Raw genomic sequence first — 16,045 nt, forward strand, 5'->3', positions numbered from 1 at the left:
TGATTTTTTAAGTCAAATGAAGGTTTTTCATACATCAACGCCAAAAAATCAGACTGAGAGTCCACTCAATATGAAGAAAACCGTCCACCTGTCCGAATCGAGCAGGAAAAGACAGGATTCAATGTCGAAATAGGAATAAGATAATTTTACGAGGTGATGGAATGAGTTGGATAGAAGCGCTGCAACGCTCAATAGATTATTTGGAGAATCATTTAGAGACTGCTTTCAAAATGGAGGATGCCGCTGCAGAAGCGAATGTATCTGTATTTCATTTTCAAAGAATTTTCATGGTTCTGACGGACATGAGTGTGATGGAGTATGTACGCCGCCGCCGGTTGACTCTTGCTGCAGAGGAGCTCGCATTGACGGACGTGCGAGTAATCGATGTGGCATTCAAATATGGTTATGAGACACCGGAATCTTTTGCGAAGGCATTCAAGCGGCAGCATGGGTTGTCGCCATCTGAAGCACGATCTTCAAAAAAAGGATTCACTTCCTACAATCGTTTGGTCATCTCTGTACAATTGAAAGGGGCGTTACCGATGAAGGTGCGAATTGAAGAAAAAGAGGCATTTCCGATTATTGGTGTGAAAAGAGAGTTCTCGTGTGAAAACGGGGAAAATACAAGAGAGATTCCAAAAATGTGGCAAGAAGTTCATCAAAACGGAGTGGATGACGAATTGGTCGCGTTGAATAATGGCGCAGTACAAGGAATGCTTGGAGTCTGTCGCATGATTGATACAGCTGCAAGTACTTTAGAGTATTGGATTGCTACTGCTTATGATGGAGACGAGGTTCCAGCACGTTATGACCGTATGGAAATTCCCGCGGCGACTTATGCTGTTTTTGAAGTAGTAGGCCCGATGCCTCAAGCAATTCAATCAATGTGGGAGAAAATCTACAGCGAATGGTTCCCGTCGAGCTCTTATCGCCCAAGCGGTTCAGCTGAAATGGAAGTTTATTCGATCGAAGATGCCAGTCAGGCAGATTATTATTCAGAGATCTGGATTCCTGTCGTAAATAAGTAGACCTTTACTGTGACAAATCTTTGAAGACCCTTTCGATAAAATCACTTGATTAGGACGGTATGACTGTACACTCTACCCCCAGCCTCTCTATAATGAGGGGTGTAGAAAGCAGGAGGGGTTAAAATGTCTGAAAAACCACTTAAGCGATTTCGTTTCATGGGATTATTGGAAGGCAGTTCTCTATTAATCTTATTATTCCTGGCGATGCCATTAAAATATTTCTTTGGAATGCCAGAAGCTGTGAGAGTCGTTGGTTCAATCCACGGGTTTCTGTTTGTCAGCTATTGCCTGGTAATTGGGTATATGACTTTTATCGTGAGATGGCCGTTTATCTATAGCGTTATCGCTGTGATTGTTGCCTTCATTCCGTTTGGCAATATCATATTCGATCGTAAGCTTCAAAAATTGGAAACAGTATAGACACTGGTAAGATTCATATCTTACTGGTGTTTTTTCTTTTGATTTCAAAGAACCTGATCGTAATCATGTATAATAATACTTATTTTGGAAATCTTGTTGGCTTAAAATATAGGTAAGATAAATGTAGAGAAACTACTGAGAATTATAATCCAGATGAATGATGAAAGGAGCACATGATGAAATTTTTCCACACAGCCGATTGGCATTTAGGTAAGTTAGTACAAGGAGTTTCAATGACGGACGAACAACGATACGTGTTGCGACAATTTACTGAGGCGATTGCCGAAGAAAAACCGGATGCCGTTATTATCGCGGGAGACTTATACGACCGGGCAGTACCGCCGACGGACGCGGTGAATTTGTTGGACGAAGTACTTGAAACCATTGTATTGAAACTGAAAACACCTGTCATTGCCGTTTCGGGGAACCATGATAGCCCGGGGCGTTTGAACTTTGGTAGCCGTATGATGAAATCGAATGGTTTTTATATTACGGGTCAATTGAAGAAAGAATTAGAGCCGATTGTGCTACAGGATGCACACGGAGAAGTTCATTTCCATCTAGTTCCGTATGCTGATCCTTCTCAAGTTCGGCATGTATTAGAAGATGAAGAGATCCGCACTCATGATGATGCCATGAAGAAAATGGTTGCACATATTGAGTCTTCGATGGATTTATCTAAGAGGCATGTGCTGGTAGGACACGCCTTTGTGACACCTCACGGGGAAGAAGAGGAAAACACGAGTGATTCGGAGCGGCCGCTTGCAATTGGTGGAGCGGAGTATGTAAGTGCTTCACACTTCAAAAAGTTCCACTACACGGCACTTGGACATTTGCATCAAGCACATTATGTTTTGAATGAGACGGTCCGCTATTCGGGCTCTCCACTGAAATATTCAATTTCTGAAGAGCATCATCAAAAAGGTTTCCATATTGTTCAGATGGACGAGCTTGGAAATGTCAGTGTAGAAAAGCGTTTGCTCAAACCTAAACGCGACATTCGCACCGTTGAAGGAAAAATGGAAGACATTTTGCAGCATGAAATGAATCACGATTATGTGTTTGTGAAATTGTTGGATGAAACACCGATTTTATTTCCGATGGAAAAGATTCGCTCGGTTTACCCAAATGCAATGCATGTAGAACGTAAACTGTTGTCTGCTGTCAAATATAAAGAAGAARGCACGGTAGGTTCACGTCGTAAAATGGATAACTTAGCGTTATTTAACGCTTTTTACGAAGAAGTAAAAGGGGTACCTGCATCGGAAGAAACTGAGGGAATTTTTAAAGATGTGCTTCAAGAGTTCTTACTAGAGCAACAGGAAATCACTAGACCAGGTAAGAAAGAAGGGCTGAAAATATGAGACCCATTACCTTGAAGATGACCGCTTTTGGTCCTTATAAACATACAGAAGTCATTGATTTCAACGAACTTAAAGGCAATCAATTATTTGTCGTATCCGGCAGCACCGGAGCGGGCAAGACAACCATCTTTGATGGGATTTGCTTTGCCTTATATGGTTCGGCAAGTGGTTCGGATCGAAGTGAATCACGTATTATGCGCAGTGACTTTGCAGAGGACCATGTCCATACATCTGTAGAGCTGGTATTTGAAATGCATCAGCGAACGTATCGAATCCTACGCCAAATAGGGCATGTGAAAAAAGGCAATAAAGGAGCGACGGGTGAAAAATATGAGTTTTATGAAAAACTAATAGACCGTGAAGTTCCATGTGTTGAACGGCAAATCGTGTCAGAAATTAATGATAAAGTCGATGAAATTATTGGACTAACAAAAAATCAGTTTATCCAGATTGTGATGCTGCCACAAGGCGAGTTTCGAAAATTACTAACTTCTGAGACAGAAAACAAAGAAGATATTCTACGGAAAATCTTTAAAACCGAGCCTTATAAAATGATTAGTGAACGACTTAAGACAAAGAAAGCACTTGCTGAAGAAGAATTGAAAATTGAGCAACGCACGACTAACAGTTACATTCAAAATATCGCTGCATCGTTTCCGAAACGCGAATCCACTATATTTGAGGTACTTGCTCAGGAACACTACAATATTCACCAAGTCATTTCGGGATTGGAAGAAGAAGCTTCTTACTATGAAGAGAAAATCCGCCAAGATCACTTTAAATACGAAGATGCTTACCAGAACCATACAAGTAAGTCAGGTGAATTCCATGAAGCCAAAAGCTTGAATGAAAGATTTGACGAATGGGAAACAAAAGAACAGAAGCTGCAGGCGTTAACGGAACAGTTACCTTTATTTGAAGGCAAAGAAATGCAGCTTGAAAAGGCAGAACGAGCAAGCGTAATCGAAGGAATCGAACGAAACTATAAAGAACTTCAAAAAGAAGTACTGGAGAAACAGCAACTTTGGGATAGAGCGGTTACTTCAGAGGCAAAAGCGAAGGAAAAGTTAGAGCAGATGAACCTTCATTATATTGAAGAAGAAAACAAGCGGGAGATTCGTGAAAAACTAAGCGAGTCACTCGTCCGTTTAAATGATTTCTTGCCAATAGTAAAAGACATGACTTCGAAAGAGTCCGAGTTAAAAGTTATGGAGAATGAAGTCGATAAATTATTAGCAAACGTCAAGGGAATCGAGCAACAAGTGAACTCTAAAAATGAAGCTGTTACAGCTTTAAAGCTTGATATGGATCGTCTCGAAAATCGATTGATTCCATTTGATGATAAGTTACAAAAACTTAGCGAGTTAAATGAACAATGCCGAGTGTTAAAAGAGTTTCTGTCCATTCAGCAATCGATGAAAACACTAGAAACTGAAACTCTTGATAAAGAAAGACACTATAATACGGTGAAAACAGAGTACACGACGCTTGAAAATGAGTGGTTTGCCAATCAAGCTCGAGTTTTAGCGGCTCATTTACATGACGGAGATGCATGTCCAGTATGTGGCAGTGTGGAGCATCCAAATAAGAGCGAGCAAGATCAAACTGTTGCTCCTTCGAAAGAACAACTGGAACAAGTAAAATCGACTTTGAATCAAGTGGACAGTTCCTATCGAAATGCTTCAGCCAAACAAAACGCTATGATGGAGCAACTCTCGATTAAAGGGCAAGAAGTAACTGGTTTCGGTGTTGATTTAATGCATTCTGATAAGGTCTATGAAACTTTGGATGAATCTCGTCTGAAATTTGATGTTGAAGTCAGTCAAATGCGAAAAGATAAAGACGTGCTTCGAAAAATAAAACAACAACACCAAGAGCTGTCACTAGCTGTACAAGAGTTGGATGTTAAAAAAGTTAAGATAACAAAAAATCATCAAGAAGCACAATCTATTTACGAAAAAAGCAAAGCGATTTATGAAGATAAATTACAATCGATTCCAGCCGAAGTGCGTATCTTGTCTCAATTAGAACAACAAGTACGTGAAACAAGTGAACGCAAAACCAAACTTGAAAATGCATGGAAAGCGGTGCAACAACTTCGTCAAGAAGCTAGGGAACAACATGCTTCTTCTGTTTTGACGATTGCACATACCGAACAAGCTTTGCAAGAGACAAAGGCTAAACTAGATAAGGCAAATGTTGCATTTAAGAAGGCCCTCGAGTCCTCGGCTTTTGAATCAGAAGAAACTTATCAACAAGCGAAGTTAAGAGATTCAGAGAGAACTACCTTAAAAGAGCAGATTCTGGAGTTTAAACAATCTCGACATACACTGATTGAACAAGTGGCTGAATTGTCCATAAAACTTACAAACAAAACGAAAGTCGATTTAAACGATTTGCAAAATGAACTTGCTTCTTTGAAAGTAGTTTATGAAAAGGCGTTACAGGAAGTAAATCTATCAAATGATTATAAAAAAGCAGCGAACAATCTAATCAGTAGCATAGTGTTATCCAGTAAAAAAGTCATTGCGAAAGAACGGGAATTCAATCAAATCACCGACTTGTATGACATGATCAGAGGCCAAAATGGAATGAAGATTTCATTTGAACGATACTTGCAGATTGAATACCTTGAACAAATTATTGTGTCGGCGAATGAACGATTGAAGAACTTATCGAATGGACAGTTCCATTTGATTCGAAGTGAACGTCAAGAAGCGAGAGGAAGACAAAGTGGTTTGGGACTAGATGTTTATGATGCCTATACGGGACAAACACGCGATGTCAAAACGCTTTCCGGAGGAGAGAAATTTAACGCCTCATTGTGCTTAGCGTTAGGTATGGCCGATGTCATTCAAAGTTTCCAAGGCAATGTTTCCATCGATACGATGTTCATTGATGAAGGATTTGGATCGCTAGACGAAGAATCATTGAACAAATCAATCGACACACTAATCGACTTGCAAAAATCAGGTCGTATGATTGGCGTCATTTCTCATGTTCAGGAATTGAAAACAGCTATTCCAGCGATATTGGAAGTGAGAAAGTCGAAAGAAGGCTATAGCGAGACACGATTTGTTATTAAGTGATTAGACTAGTGTTTCGGATGGTGGTTGTCTGATTGTTAGCAGAACAACTTCCTTGAATAATAATACAGATGTAAAACCAGTAGCTCATCGAGATACTGGTTTTTTTGTATGTATATTCGCTTAGTGTAGTAAATACGATTTCTAGCCAATATTACAATTAACACCTTTAGTAGTTATTAAGTTTCCCTCCAGTAAATATTGGAAGTGTGGGCAGTTGTAGGGGAAATAATGTTCGGTAATAATTACCACCATGTCCTATATAATTTGCATGCTATACTCAAAAAAAGTTAAGCCAAATACATAACGACCCTTCGTGCTGTTGCTTTAAATAATGAGCCAACAGTTTGCAAGCGCTCTACCTACATATTTTTACATAGTAGACCTTACCAAAACATATTTCAAAATTTGTACCAAGTGTAAGAAAAAAATACCAACTAATTATTCACGAGGAGATGAACTTCTATTAGAAAGCTTACAAGAATTTTGATTCTATCATTTATGTTAGCGTTTTCATTTTCAGGAGTCGCAGGTGCAACATATTCAGTGCATAAAGGTGATACATTAAACGGCATTGCTTATAAATACAGAATGGGCTATCAGGATTTGCGATCATTAAATCCGCAAATCAAAAATCCTCATCAACTTAATATTGGTCAATCTATTGTTGTTAGAACACCGGACAAAGCATCTGATCTTGTTGACTATGCAAAGGTTCTTAAAACACAAACAAAATACGTGTACGGAGCAGATTATAGCCTAGCACCTTACAAAGCAGATTGTAGTAGCTGGACTAAACATGTCTATGCTAAATTTGGCGTGAACTTGCCTAGAACTAGCCGTGAGCAATCACATATCGGAAAGTCAATTTCATTTAAGAATATGAAAAAAGGGGATTTAATGTTCTTTGCGAGCAACGGCAAGACTATTTCTCATGTAGGGATTTATATGGGGAATGGACAATGGATCAGCAATCTAAACACGGCAAACAGTGTAAAAACTTTTTCTGTCTGGGGACCATGGACACAAAAACACTTCATGTGGGCACAAAGAGTACTTTAATATTCATCCCATATTTCTAGAAAAGCGCATCTGATTTATGTGATATTTTACCAGCAACACTAAAGGGCTGACGATATTCATCGTCAGTCCTTTAGTGTTGCTATTAACCCATTTGATACTTCTTTAAACTCCCGTTCAATCGAAAATAAGATCATAATAGAAAGAGCTCTCAACTTATATTGTATTAGTTTACACTTTCCCTCAATTTACACTATTTGAAAGCAGTATTTTCAGCCGGAATATAAAATTCAAACGTAGTAGAAGGCTGTGAATGAACGAGTGTGTCATTTATTTTCCGAATGGTCAATATTGCGTTTACTGTATACATTCCTGCCGGCACTCTCTCCGCTTCATTCGTTTTGTAATTCCAGATACTTTCAAATTGAATTTGTTCTCCTTTGTTTAACGTTTTATATTGAAGTGCTTGGAGAAACATTTTCCCTTTACTAAAATGATACACTCGTTCTCCTTGGGCATTGTACACTGAATAGTCATAAGACTGACTCGTTGGAAATTCTAGAATTATTGGCTGCTCACYATTATTTTTAACTGTAAAAGTAAACGTAGCTTGATCTACATCTGCGGTGACTTTTCCATCCCATTTCAATTCTGTTATGACCCTAACCTCCGTATTTAAAGTTTTATGGTTCCTTACGACGAAAATCATCCGAAAATTGGACAGCAATTCTCCATGAAATGATACCCCTTACTTATAATGATTAAACGAGTTCGTTATTTTTTCGGTACTTCTCCAAAAAGCGCAAATGTAGGATAAACAACAATAAAATTTTAAAGAGCCAATAAAAAAGAAATCCAGTGACTCTAATAGTTACTGGGTTTTTTGAGTATTATTTTATGAAGATTATTGGTGCCCGAGAATTAAAGTGTATCATCTTTTTCAACTCCTGTATCGTCTTTATCCAGATGATAAATGGGTGCACCTTCAGCGACCATATTTTGAGAAGCAATAAAATCTTGATTTTGACGTAATTCCATTTCCTTTTGGCTCACATATTCAGGTTTCATCGTCAAATACTCCCCTAATATAGTTTTTTAGAAGTAGTATATGAAAGTTGTCAGAAAATAATTACGAACTCATGAATGGAAAACCATTCGTGGAATTTTCGATCTGTTTAAAATGATAAGACTAGCGAATGAGGCTGAGCTTATCATTATGTGTATAGACTTCTAGTAACTTTTAATTACAGCATTACTTGTCAGGATGAAAAATCTTATTTAGGGGCATATTTTGAAATGAGAGGAAAGAAATAATACTCTGAACAAGGGAGAGCTAAAACATGCCGATGTCTTATGAACAGGTAGTAAATGTCTTAGATGAGTTTCCAGAGTTAAAGCGTAAAGAAGTCTCGAATAATCGCTCGACCTATTATTATCCCAATAGTCCAATTCGCAAAGAGAATGTATTACAAGAATTGCATTTATCGGGAAATGGTTATTTATTTGTTGGCTATTTGTCTGAATATCGTCATCGTATGGATAAAAGACAGTTCATAAGCATTAAAAAGTTTACAGAACCTGAGTTCAGAGATGCGCTAAAGCAGGTTTTGCAGTCATTTAATGAAAAGGCAAAAGCTTAAAGAATTCAATAATAAGGGACTGTCCAAAAAGGCATTGAAATGACTTTTGAGGACAGTCCTTTTTTCAATTTTCTTCTCCAAAGGATTACTAATTTGATCAACGAATGCATAAAATGAGTAGGATAAAGCGGTAGCATATTTACTTGCTCAAGTTGCAATACAGAAAAAGAAACCAAGGAAAAGGGACACTCTAACGGATAGAGTGAGACCAGCCTTGGTTTTTCTCTTTTTTTCGCCGTACAATCAATTTACTGCATTTAATAGACCATTTTGCTAATCTATTAAGAAAAAATAATAGAGTAGAACAACATAGTAAATTGGTATAATCTCTGGATTAAATGGATATAGTGACAGTAATCTATTAAAAATTGGGGAGGTAGATTATGAACAAAGTAGAGTTTAAGAAGAATTTTGATTTAGGATATGAAGTCCTAGAATTTGTTGCGAATCATGATGAAACATCTATCTGGATTAAGAATCATTACTCTGTTCCTTCTTCCACCGTCAGTTCAACTATCATAAAAATTGCTGGAACACTATATGAAGAGAAAAGATGGGGCTTGATTTTTTCGGATTTAATTGAAATTGAAACGAATGTTAACGAAGAAGTCCAGTTGGAATTGGACCGATTCGAAATCGATATTGAAGATTTTGATGAAGAAGCGTTTCTTGCACATTTAGTAAATCAAGCCACAATTGAAATACAGAACTCAGAATTCTCTACAGCACTGAAAGAAATGATGGTTGTTTAAAAGTACACAAATTTTGAACATAGGTGAAAGGCAGCCCGCATATCAATCATTATCGTTGGAAATATACGTAGGCAGGAGATTGTTATGTGTGGATTTGTAGGGTTTTTGTATAATCAACCTCAAGAAATAAGTGACCTAAGAACGCAGGAAATGAATGAAATTATTTCATTACTTGCCCATAGAGGGCCTGACGACAAAGGGTGTTTTGTTGATGAATATGTAAGCTTTGGATTTAGAAGGCTGAGTATACTAGATATCGAAGGTGGTCATCAACCGTTCTCTTATGAGGATGAACGTTACTGGATTATCTTTAATGGAGAAATTTATAACCACGTTGAACTACGGGAAGAACAAATAGCCAAAGGTCATGAATTTTCTAGTGAATCGGATACGGAAGTCCTTCTTACCTTATATAGTGAGCTTAAAGAAAAAATGGTGCACAAATTAAGAGGGATGTTTGCATTTGTCATTTGGGACAAAGAGGAACAACACTTATTCGGAGCTCGGGATCATTTCGGCATTAAGCCCTTCTTTTACTTAGAAAATGAGGAAATGACGTATTTTTCTTCTGAGAAGAAAGCAATCCTTTATGTCGAATCCGATGAACTGGATGACGATTCACTTCAGCATTATCTGAGCTTCCAATATGTACCTGAACCCAACACCATGACGAGATTGATTAAAAAGTTGCCGGCTGGTCATTATTTCACTAAGAAACCGGAGCAACCAATGGAAATTCATTCTTTCTGGACCCCGAAATTCCAGCAAGTTCATTCTTCAGAAAATCAACTAATCCATGAGATCCGCGAAGTATTAACCGATTCAGTTCATGTTCATATGCGCAGTGATGTACCGGTGGGGGCATTTCTTTCGGGAGGGATTGATTCGTCCTTTATTGTCTCATTGGCAAAGGAAGTGAATCCACGGCTTAAAACGTTTACGGTCGGTTTTGAAAAAAGTGGTTACAGTGAGGTAAATGTCGCAAAAGAAACAGCAAATGTCCTCCAATTGGAAAATATCAGCTATATGATTTCATCACAGGAATTTCTCGAAGAACTTCCTAAAATCGTTTGGCATTTAGATGACCCCTTGGCTGATCCGGCATTAGTTCCGCTATACTTCGTGGCAAGGGAAGCTGCAAGGCATGTAAAAGTTGTATTGTCAGGAGAAGGGGCAGATGAGTTATTCGGTGGCTATAATATTTACCGAGAACCGCATTCTCTAAGGATATTTAATCATATTTCTCCACGGTTTAAAGAAATATTGAAAGTCCTCAGTCGTATATTTCCTGAAGGATTTAAAGGGAAAAGCTTCATTGAACGCGGGACTACACCGTTGGAAGAACGATATATTGGAAATGCCAAGATGTTTGAAGAAAATGAGAAAAGGAAATTGCTTCGAACCTATAAATCGAATTTGGATTATACAACCATCACAAAGCCAATTTATCAACAATCAATGAGTTATGATTCGGTCACGAAAATGCAAAATATAGATATCCACACTTGGCTAAAGGGCGATATATTAGTCAAAGCAGATAAGATGACAATGGCCAATTCACTTGAATTGCGTGTTCCATTTCTAGATAAACACGTTTTCGAAGTGGCATCGAAGATACATACCGACCTGAAAATAAAAAACAATTCAACCAAATACATCTTGAGAAAAGCAGCAGAAGGCCTCGTGCCTGAACATGTGGTGGAACGGAAAAAGCTTGGTTTCCCTGTTCCCATTCGTCATTGGTTAAAAGATGAGTTATATGAATGGGCAATGGACTTAATACATATCAGCCAAACAGAAACTATTTTCAATAAACAGGAAGTGTTTAATTTACTGGCGGATCACGTGAACAATAAAAAAGACAATAGCCGGAAGCTTTGGACGATTCTTATCTTTATGGTTTGGCATCAAGTTTATGTAGAGAATATTTATGAATTTAATCGTTAAGGCGGATATTGAAAAGACTTAGTAAAAAAATACATAAAAAAACGTCCGGCAACCACTCCGGACGTTTTTTCCACAGACCACATAACACAAAACAGGTAGGTTATGTGTTGAAACATAATATGAAATATTTGTAGGACGAAAGACGATGCGCATCCTCTTCCGTCTACCTTTTAAGTCTAACATGGTTATCAGAGTTGGCTAGACATCAATATATAGTTACGTTTCCAGTATGTTCATGAAACAGGCTAAATTTGTCATGGGGTCTGTAGTACTTTAAGAGTAAATGCTTTAACATCGAGTGCCGTATCTTCCCGTTTCACGTCTTCGAGCATAATATCACGGAAATAAGCAACACTTGCCGGTAACGGCAATTTTATTAATTTCGTCAATGCTTCCTGATACATGAGGATAAATTCTGGGTCGGTATTGCCTCGCTTCAATTCGGCAAAGGACTCATAAAACTGATCGAGTTTATCGGCAAATTCAAGAATCCGTCCTTCGATGGTAGCATCTTTTCCCTCTTTCATTCGATGAAAGAAAACGGGTTGAAATTCTTCGGGGATTTCTTCCAATATGAATTTTTCCATCATTTTATCTTCCACATGGGCAATCATTTGCTTCAACTCAGGCGAGGCGTGTTTGACTGGTGTTTTAATGTCACCAATGAAAACTTCCGCGAAATCGTGGTTAATCGTTTTCTCGTACAGCGCTTTCCAATCGATGGCTTCTCCGTTATTTTCTTCAATCGTCGCAAAAAACATGGCGTATTGAGACACTTTCCAACTATGTGCGGCAACATTATGCTCTTCAAATTTAAATTTTCCTGGACAGCGTATGATGCGTTCTAAATCGTTCATGCTCGTAAAAAATCGATGAATTCCCATTGTATTTCTTCTCCTTTAAGGTAGCTGTTTCCTGTCAACGTGTAATCTGTATGTACAAAAGTCTTTCATAAGTGGTTTCCACCATTCCAACAGATTAAACGCTTCTTCCTATACAATGTGTAAAAATCCATCTGGTCGTGACAAATAACACAAAAAAACTCATCCTCATTAATATCTGAGGATGAGTTATGTTTATTATTTTGTTTCTTCAACTGGTGGTGCAACAGGTGTTGTGTAATCAAAATCAATTTCATTCAATCCGTCAATTTCGATTTTTCCTTTTTTGCCAGCCAATGAGCTGTCTGCAGAAAGTTCAACTACTAAAGTTGTACGATCATCAGATAATGAAGTTCCAACAAACTGAAGTTCTTTTACTGAACCATCTTTGAAGTACGCTTCAATGTAGAACATTTCTGCAAGTTCTGTAACTGAATATTCTTTAGGTGCAGCTTCTTCCATTTTGATTTCAATCGTTGTCGAAGTCAGAATTTTAGCTGATTCTGCAAAAGGCATATAGAAAGAGAACATAATTGTATTGTATAGAAGGTTGGCAAATTCACCACGTTTGATGTTGTCATTCGTACCAAATGAAGTTGCTGTTTTACCATTTGTGATTCCTGAGCCATATAAAGCTTCAATATAAGGTGTAAATACCCCAACAGCATCCGTGAATGGTGTTGTTTCTGCATAATCTTCAAGTCCGAATGAAATAGTCAATAACTTCGCCATTGCGCCTCTGCTCAACAGTTGGTCTGGACCGAATTTATCTTTAGATACTCCCGAGATAATTCCTTCTTCAGCCAAAGCATTTACTGCACCTTGGACACGTGGGTTTAAATCTTTGAATCCTGCAGATGGTGCATTATCGACATCAAGACCAAGCGTGTTTGCCAAAATGACAGCAGCATCTCCACGTTTGATATTTAAATCTGTTCCGAAAGTGGTAGGAGTTGTTCCTTTGATTAATTCATATTCATAAAAGAAGCTGACAGCTTCATCATAACTTGAATTAACATCCGTAAATTGGTGTTCCGCTGCAGAAGCAGATGGAACGATGGCAGATACTGCCAGGATAGCTACTAAGCTAGCAGCAATAAATTTTTTAAGACTAGTAAACATTGATCTTTCCTCCTATGTATGGGTAAAACTATTTTCAAATACATCTTAATTTACCATGGATAGTTTTGTATAAATACAGGTAAATTGAGGGATTTTTAATTTGAGCCTAAAGACTCCGTACAATGGGTAAAAAATGATGAATTGGCATAAAAAAACTGCCCTTAAAAAAGGGCAGCACACTTATTTTACTTCTTCTTTTTTGAAACAATACGGCTCAATGCGAAAGCGCCAGCAAAGACTCCGATAGCAGTATTTGTGCGTTTATTGAATACTTGTTTGACAACCAAGTTCAAGTTTTGCGGACGTTCAGCTAATCTTCTCATGAAGTAACCATACCAATCATCTCCGAATGGTACGTATGTGCAGAAGTTGTATCCTTGTTTCGCTAAATCCACTTGCATGTCTTTGCGGAAACCATACAACATTTGGAATTCAAATTTGTCGTTTGAAATTTGATTGTCTTTTACAAACTTCTTCACATGATTGATAACATTGTGGTCATGTGTCGCGATTGAAGAGAATTTACCATTCAGTAAATGATACTCAATCAGTTTGATGTAGTTGGCATCAATTTCTTGTTTTGTTTGGTAAGCGTGTTCAGCAGATTCTTTGTAAGCGCCTTTTACAATACGTAAACGCATATCTTTATATTTTTCGATATCGTCTTGTGCACGGTAGAAGTAAGCTTGAATTACTGTGCCGACATTGCTGTACTGTTCAGAAAGAGTATCGATTAGATCAAATGAAGGTTGAAGGTGACCATAATCTTCCATGTCAAGGTTGATGTGCATGTCATACTTACTCGCTGCAGCAACGATTTCATGTAAGTTGTCAAAACAGAAATCATAATCGATATCGAGACCAAGTTGAGTTGGTTTCAAAGAAATGTGAGCGTCCACTCCATTGGCTTGAATTGCTTCGATTACTTCCAAAATGCTTTCTTTAGCTTTCAAAGCTTCCGATCTTTCGAAAACGAATTCGCCCAAGTTATCAACGGTTGCACTGATGCCCAACGCGTTTAACTCACGAATACTTTTGATTGTATCTTCAACATTTGTTCCAGCGACAACAGTTTGTGCGCCTAATTTCAAACCATATTTTTTAGCTGCACTCGTCAGCAATTGGTTTTTTGATAAAGCCATAAATACATCTTTTAACATGATTTTTGCCTCCTAAAAAATATTCATTATATGTTGTCTTGCATCCGTAAAATCACTAATCCTATCATGTGTATCATGACACCGTTTTATTATAAATCTTTTTTCACGAACATGTACACTAAACGTATTGAGATTGTACGGAAATTCTTTCCTTTTAATCGTAAACCTACTCTTTAATACTATCTGAAAAACATCAGAACAGAACGATATCAGAAATAACTGATTTTTATTTATAGAAAATGCTTATCATACACATCTTAAAGTGACTTTCTCAAGAGCCGTTTAAGGGAGGAAGTTTCTCGTAGGCAGATAGCTTGATGTATAAATGCCATCGATATATTATCAACTCAAGATATTAGTTTTGCGAAAGGATTTTGATGATGACTTTAAATGAAAAATCTATTCCAGTTTCCGTATTGGATTTGGTTGCTGTACTTGAAGGACAAACACATAAAGAAGCAATTGGCGATTTGGTCAATTTAGCTCAACATACAGAAAAACTTGGTTATCAACGTTATTGGTTAACTGAACATCACAATATGCCTGCAGTAATTAGTTCAGCTACGTCAGTTCTTATAGGACATGTGTTGGAAAATACTCAATCCATTCGAGTTGGGTCAGGTGGGATTATGTTGCCGAATCATGCACCCTTGGTTGTAGCAGAGCAATTCGGAACATTAGAAGCCATATATCCGAAACGAGTAGACTTGGGTCTCGGTCGAGCACCTGGAACAGATATGCGTACAGCGCATGCACTTCGTAGAACAACACAGGAAACTGCTTTCGCGTTTCCTCAAGATGTAGTGGAACTGCAACAGTATTTCAGTTCCATTGATCAGCAAGGTGAAGTTCGTGCATTTCCAGGTGTAGATGCCAAAGTGCCAATCTACATTCTCGGTTCTAGTACATCAAGTGCTTCGCTGGCTGCAAGACTTGGATTGCCATATGTATTTGCAGCCCATTTTGCACCGGCTCAACTCGAGCAAGCACTTCAGATATACCGCAATCAATTTACGCCGTCAGAGTATTTAAGCGAGCCATACGTGATGGTTTGTGTAAATGTCGTAGCGGCGGATACGATTGAAGAAGCCACTAAACTTTCCACTTCAACTAATCGGTTCTATTTAAACGTGGTGAGACGCACAGAGGAATTCTTGAAGCCTCCGGTAGAATCAATGGACGGTTTATGGAATTCATTTGAAGAAAGCGCCGTCCGCAGTATGTCTACATATTCCTTTAAAGGTGACAAGAATGCAATTCAGAAACAACTGAAAAGATTCCAGGACACATTCCAAGTGGACGAATTGATGGCTGTGACGTACATTTACGATCGGGAAGCACGAAAACGTTCTTATGAGATACTGAAAGAAGCGATGGATGAACTTCAATAAGAAACAGGAAACAGGCCGGGAGATATTGGCCTGTTTTTTTGTTAAATTCATTTGAAAGGTGCCCGATCCCGTCAAATGATCAATCAACTCCGCTCCAAACAAAGCCGCAGGTGTAAAACTGCCGCCAATTAATTACTGCTGAAAATAAAGAAATTTGGTCATTTCGAAAAAAAAATATAATTTAATCGATTAAAGTTTTAAAAGGAAGTTTATCTCAGTAAATAATTGGTTAAA

At 38.0% G+C, this 16,045-nt stretch carries 14 protein-coding genes; 9 read left to right on the top strand and 5 right to left on the bottom strand.

Annotation, left to right across the window (positions count from 1 at the left end; translation table 11 throughout):
- Window positions 1-161 precede the first annotated feature (161 nt).
- The 5 genes from AC1DSL_RS02925 (at window position 162) to AC1DSL_RS02945 (ending at window position 6,960) form a co-directional block, all read left to right on the top strand.
- Complete coding sequence (locus tag AC1DSL_RS02925; protein WP_477531100.1) at window positions 162-1,028, top strand: AraC family transcriptional regulator; 867 nt, start codon at window positions 162-164, stop codon at window positions 1,026-1,028.
- Window positions 1,029-1,151: 123 nt separating this feature from the next.
- On the top strand, window positions 1,152-1,448 hold the full coding sequence (locus tag AC1DSL_RS02930; protein WP_477531101.1) for a DUF3817 domain-containing protein: 297 nt from the start codon (window positions 1,152-1,154) through the stop codon (window positions 1,446-1,448).
- 176 nt (window positions 1,449-1,624) lie between these two features.
- Complete coding sequence (locus AC1DSL_RS02935; RefSeq protein WP_477531133.1) at window positions 1,625-2,812, top strand: exonuclease SbcCD subunit D; 1,188 nt, start codon at window positions 1,625-1,627, stop codon at window positions 2,810-2,812.
- Complete coding sequence (locus tag AC1DSL_RS02940) at window positions 2,809-5,901, top strand: AAA family ATPase (protein WP_477531102.1); 3,093 nt, start codon at window positions 2,809-2,811, stop codon at window positions 5,899-5,901. Before AC1DSL_RS02935 ends, AC1DSL_RS02940 begins: the two co-directional genes overlap by 4 nt.
- Window positions 5,902-6,444: 543 nt before the next feature.
- Window positions 6,445-6,960 carry a C40 family peptidase gene (locus tag AC1DSL_RS02945; RefSeq protein ID WP_477531103.1) on the top strand — a complete coding sequence of 172 codons (516 nt, stop codon included), beginning with the start codon at window positions 6,445-6,447 and terminating at the stop codon, window positions 6,958-6,960.
- Window positions 6,961-7,171: 211 nt separating this feature from the next.
- Here the strand turns inward: AC1DSL_RS02945 and AC1DSL_RS02950 are convergent, their stop codons facing one another.
- A complete protein-coding gene (locus tag AC1DSL_RS02950) occupies window positions 7,172-7,567 on the bottom strand; it encodes a BsuPI-related putative proteinase inhibitor (protein ID WP_477531104.1) in 396 nt (131 codons plus the stop codon).
- A gap of 272 nt (window positions 7,568-7,839) precedes the next feature.
- Window positions 7,840-7,986, bottom strand: coding sequence for a hypothetical protein (locus tag AC1DSL_RS02955; RefSeq protein ID WP_342542350.1), 147 nt, complete (start codon window positions 7,984-7,986; stop codon window positions 7,840-7,842).
- A gap of 272 nt (window positions 7,987-8,258) precedes the next feature.
- Here AC1DSL_RS02955 and AC1DSL_RS02960 point away from each other — a divergent pair, with 272 nt between their 5' ends.
- The 3 genes from AC1DSL_RS02960 to asnB all read left to right on the top strand — a co-directional run bounded on the left by AC1DSL_RS02960 (window position 8,259) and on the right by asnB (window position 11,257).
- A complete protein-coding gene (locus tag AC1DSL_RS02960; RefSeq protein ID WP_477531105.1) occupies window positions 8,259-8,558 on the top strand; it encodes a hypothetical protein in 300 nt (99 codons plus the stop codon).
- A gap of 383 nt (window positions 8,559-8,941) precedes the next feature.
- Window positions 8,942-9,310, top strand: coding sequence for a hypothetical protein (locus AC1DSL_RS02965; protein WP_477531106.1), 369 nt, complete (start codon window positions 8,942-8,944; stop codon window positions 9,308-9,310).
- 84 nt (window positions 9,311-9,394) lie between these two features.
- Window positions 9,395-11,257: an asparagine synthase (glutamine-hydrolyzing) gene (gene asnB / locus AC1DSL_RS02970; RefSeq protein WP_477531107.1), complete on the top strand. Its 1,863-nt coding sequence runs from the start codon at window positions 9,395-9,397 to the stop codon at window positions 11,255-11,257.
- A 254-nt stretch (window positions 11,258-11,511) separates the two neighbouring features.
- On the opposite strand, the gene AC1DSL_RS02975 is transcribed toward asnB, so the two are convergent.
- The 3 genes from AC1DSL_RS02975 to AC1DSL_RS02985 all read right to left on the bottom strand — a co-directional run bounded on the left by AC1DSL_RS02975 (window position 11,512) and on the right by AC1DSL_RS02985 (window position 14,420).
- The gene (locus AC1DSL_RS02975; RefSeq protein WP_016428560.1) at window positions 11,512-12,141 is read right to left on the bottom strand and encodes a YfbR-like 5'-deoxynucleotidase; all 630 of its coding nucleotides are present in this window, start codon (window positions 12,139-12,141) and stop codon (window positions 11,512-11,514) included.
- Between the two features lie 195 nt (window positions 12,142-12,336).
- Window positions 12,337-13,260, bottom strand: coding sequence for an S-layer homology domain-containing protein (locus AC1DSL_RS02980; RefSeq protein WP_016428559.1), 924 nt, complete (start codon window positions 13,258-13,260; stop codon window positions 12,337-12,339).
- Between the two features lie 185 nt (window positions 13,261-13,445).
- Window positions 13,446-14,420, bottom strand: coding sequence for a proline dehydrogenase family protein (locus tag AC1DSL_RS02985; RefSeq protein WP_477531108.1), 975 nt, complete (start codon window positions 14,418-14,420; stop codon window positions 13,446-13,448).
- A 377-nt stretch (window positions 14,421-14,797) separates the two neighbouring features.
- On the opposite strand from AC1DSL_RS02985, the gene AC1DSL_RS02990 reads away from it, so the two are divergent.
- Entirely contained in the window at window positions 14,798-15,811 is a 1,014-nt protein-coding gene (locus AC1DSL_RS02990; protein ID WP_477531109.1) for an LLM class flavin-dependent oxidoreductase, read from the top strand.
- Window positions 15,812-16,045: the final 234 nt, after the last annotated feature.

The organism is Paenisporosarcina sp. P4_D4 (assembly GCF_056401835.1).